Annotated in this window: 2 protein-coding genes and 1 pseudogene; 2 read left to right on the top strand and 1 reads right to left on the bottom strand. The window is 68.8% G+C overall.

From position 1 onward, the window contains the following. Positions 1-297: pseudogene (locus tag FGF04_RS38580) on the bottom strand (GAF domain-containing protein); the annotation flags it as partial. Positions 298-998: 701 nt separating this feature from the next. On the opposite strand from FGF04_RS38580, the gene FGF04_RS38585 reads away from it, so the two are divergent. Together FGF04_RS38585 and FGF04_RS38590 are read left to right on the top strand one after the other, a co-directional pair. Continuing rightward, positions 999-1,769: a GAF and ANTAR domain-containing protein gene (locus FGF04_RS38585; RefSeq protein ID WP_235882739.1), complete on the top strand. Its 771-nt coding sequence runs from the start codon at positions 999-1,001 to the stop codon at positions 1,767-1,769. A 415-nt stretch (positions 1,770-2,184) separates the two neighbouring features. Continuing rightward, on the top strand, positions 2,185-2,982 hold the full coding sequence (locus FGF04_RS38590) for a DUF3050 domain-containing protein (protein ID WP_149516055.1): 798 nt from the start codon (positions 2,185-2,187) through the stop codon (positions 2,980-2,982). The last annotated feature ends 142 nt before the right edge of the window (positions 2,983-3,124 follow it).

Raw genomic sequence — 3,124 nt, forward strand, 5'->3', positions numbered from 1 at the left:
CGGTAGAGGGACAGCACGATGCAGCCGCGGCCGGCACTCGGCCGGCCGGGCCGGCAGGGCGAAGGCGGCCTGGATGCCGCAGGCTCGGGCTTCGAGCGCGAACAGCGGCCACTGACGGACGGTGTGAACGTCGCTCAGGTCCTCGGCGAGGACCGGGGCCCGCTGCTGCAGGGCCTGGACGCAGGGGCCTTCGCCCAGGTTGCGCTGCAGTTTCTCGCCGCCGTCGGCCAGCGGGCCGTCGCCGCACAGGGAGATACGGCGGGCCATCGCCACGTCCGCGGCCAGCGTCAGCCCCACCGAACACGGCGTACGCAACGCTTCCCGGCAAGCGGCCGCGATGGATCCGGGACCGTGATGACGATCAGTCAGGCAGTCGGCCAGCCACGCGACCTCCGGCCGCGGGCCACTCACGAAGAGCTCAGAACTGAAGTGGCGGGCGCCACCATGGTGATCATCGGGAAGGCTCCGATCCGTTCCCCGGCATCCACCACCGACGCCATCCGGACCGGAAGCCAATGTCAGTATCAACGAGCAGGAACAACGGGGCATATACGGACGGCTGGCGTCCACCCTACGCCTGAACGGACACCCGGGAGACGGTCACGGACCACCACATCCCCGTCGATCACCGCCAGCGATCCGTCAGTGGAACCTGACGGCAACATGGCAGCGGGACTCGGCGGCGATCTGGCGGCAATCCGGCTGCGGGACCCGGCGGGCGAGGGTACGACCCGTTCCGAGAGAGGGCTCTCACCGACGGTAGCGGCGTACGCTGGCATGAGGCTGGCACTGGTTGTCCGGGCGATTTCCTCCACCCAGACCCCGTACGGGAGTTCCTGCGCTCCGGTGGCTGGTCACGGAGAGAGGAAGCTTCCGTGCCCATGGCCGACATTCCGCCCCAGAACGGCTCTCACCAGTATCCGCCCGAGGCGTACTCACCCCATCGCGAACCGCCTTCGCATCCGTCCGGCCGGCTTCCTGCCGCCCGTGAGGCACGGGTGACGGCCGCGTTGCTCGATCTCACCGACACCCTGGCAGGTGACTTCGACCCGGCCGGTTTCCTGCACCGCGTCACCCGCCACTGCCTGGATCTTCTGGACGTCAGCGACGCCGGGGTGATGGTCTTGGCCGCCAACGGCCCGCTGTGCCTGGTCGCCACTACCTCCGAGAGCGTCCGGCTGGTGGAACTCTTCGAACTCGACGCCCGCCAGGGCCCCAGCCACACCGCCTACCAGCGCACCGTCACCGTCGAGCACTCGCATACGACCGATCCCTCGCCGTGGCCCGGTTTCACCGCCTGCATCCGCGGCGCCGGCTACCGCTCCGTCTATGCCGTCCCGATCCGGCTGCGGACCCAGACCATCGGTGCGCTGAGCCTCTTCCGCCGTGTCAGTGGTCCCCTCTCCGACGCGGACCGACACCTCGCCCAGGCCCTGGCCGACGCAACTGCCGTCGTACTGCTCCAGCAGGCCGCCCTGGACGAACACCGCACCCGCACCACCCAGCTCCAGCACGCACTGGACTCACGCACCGTCATCGAGCAGGCCAAGGGCTACCTCGCCTCCCACCTGTCCATCGCCCCCGACAACGCCTTCCAGCTCCTGCGCGCCCATGCCCGCCATCACCACCTGCGCATCGCCGACCTCTCCCGGAACATCCTCAACGGCACCACTCACCTCCCAACCACCAACGCCAACGCGGACACCAGTGACAGCACGGGCACCGGCACCACTGCGGCAGAGGATCCGCCCGCCCCTCCACCTGCCTGACAACAAGAGCCGGAACGGGAACAGCGGAACGCCGTGCTGATCAGTGCACCCCGGCAGCCAGTTACGCGCGCTGACGCTTCTCGCCATCGCGGTGAGCGAGGACGGGGCACGGGCTGGTCTGCTGGGTCGGTCCGCGGTGAGCCGATGCCCGAAGAGGACGAGTCCGGATGTCGGCTGGGTGAGCCGTTGCCACCTGGGCGAATTGAAACGAGAGCCGTGGTACGCGTTGCTACTTGGGAAGCACGGATCCGGACCCCTGGCCACTGACCAGCGGCCTGACGCGGCTTCGCAACACCAGGGCTCGGGATATCAAATTCGCGCACCCCGTGCCGTAGCCTGAACCGCGCAATCGGACACATACATCCCATACCTGGCAGATAGTCAGCAGATTGCTGCCCGCTGCCCTGGAGCCGCCATGAGTTCCGACCGTTACCACTGGGATCGCTCGCACCAGGGCCTGACCGCGCTGCGCGAGGCGATCGAGCCCGTGCGCCGGCAGGTCGTGGGGCACGAGATCTACCGGGAGCTGAATTCCCTGGAGCGGGTCCGGACGTTCCAGGAGCGCCATGTGTTCGCAGTCTGGGATTTCATGTCGCTGCTCAAATGCTTGCAGCGGCAGTTGACCTGCGTGGATCTCCCGTGGGTGCCGAGCGGACCGACCGCAAGCCGACGGCTGATCAACGAGATCGTGCTGGTCGAGGAGAGCGACGAGCTCGGCGAGGGCTACATCAGCCACTTCGAGCTCTACCTCGACGGCATGGCCCGGGCCGGGGCCGACACCGGCCCGGTGGACCGCTTCCTGCGACTGCTCGGCACCGGGACCGGGACCGGTGTCGCCGAGGCGGCGAAGGCAGCCCACATCCCTTCTGCGGCCGGCGAGTTCATGGCGGTCAGCTGGCACATCATCGAGAACGCACCGGTGCACTGCCAGGCCGCGGCCTTCGCGTTCGGCCGTGAGGACCTGATCCCGGAGATGTTCGAGCAGGTGATCCGGATCGAGGACGCGGCCAACCGGCTGACCGTGTTCAAGGACTATCTGGCCCGGCACATCGAGGTGGACGGCGAACAGCACACGCCGATGGCCATGCAGATGCTGATCGACCTGTGCGGTGACGACCAGGAACGCTGGACCCAGTGCGCCGACACGGTCCGCCGCGCGCTGACGGCCCGGGTCGCGCTGTGGGACGGGATCCTCGCGGACTGCGGCGGCTGACGCACGAGCGGCTCGCTCGGGCCGGGCAGCTGTCGCCGACAGCTGCCCGGCGGCACCGCTGAGCGCCCCCAGTACCTGCCGAAGAAGATCTCGCTGTAGCAGCAGGGGCCGTCCGCGCCGATCGCCGTCCGCGGGCGGGTAG

The sequence above is a fragment of the Streptomyces apricus genome, from assembly GCF_008369065.1.
GTDB lineage: Bacteria > Actinomycetota > Actinomycetes > Streptomycetales > Streptomycetaceae > Streptomyces > Streptomyces apricus.

Coding starts and splice junctions, on each gene's coding strand:
- FGF04_RS38590 (WP_149516055.1), top strand. CDS start 2,185: ATGAGTTCCGACCGTTACCACTGGGATCGCTCGCACCAGGGCCTGACC.